1 protein-coding gene is annotated in these 399 nt (G+C 69.9%); it reads right to left on the reverse strand.

Translation table 11 applies throughout. From position 1 onward, the window contains the following. Positions 1-399: methyl-accepting chemotaxis protein (locus tag RhoFasB10_RS25955; RefSeq protein ID WP_240931480.1), on the reverse strand; the 399-nt coding region annotated here is incomplete at both ends.

Genomic DNA, 399 nt, shown 5'->3' on the forward strand with positions numbered 1-399 from the left:
CGCCTGCGGCATCGACTGCAAGCGGAACGCGCCCACGGCTTCTGCCAAGGCACGCACCTGCGCCTGCATCTGCGCAGTCGAGGCCCCCGCCTCTTCCACCAGGCTGGCGTTGCGCTGGGTGCTGGCTTCCATCTGCACGATGGTCTGGTTCACCTGAGCGATGCCCGCATGCTGGTCCTGCGACGCACTGCGGATACCTGCCAGCAGCTCGGCCAGCTGCTGCACGCTGCCGACGATCTCGCCCATCGTGGTGCCGGCCTGCGCGGCCTGCTGGTTGCCCTGGCCGACACGCGCCACCGAATCCTCGATCAGCCCCTTGATCTGCTTGGCCGCCTCGGCACTGCGCTGCGCCAGCAGGCGCACTTCGGCGGCCACCACGGCGAAGCTGCGGCCCTGCTC

It is taken from the genome of Rhodococcus sp. B10 (assembly GCF_011770055.1).
Taxonomy (GTDB): Bacteria; Actinomycetota; Actinomycetes; order Mycobacteriales; family Mycobacteriaceae; genus Rhodococcoides; species Rhodococcoides kyotonensis_B.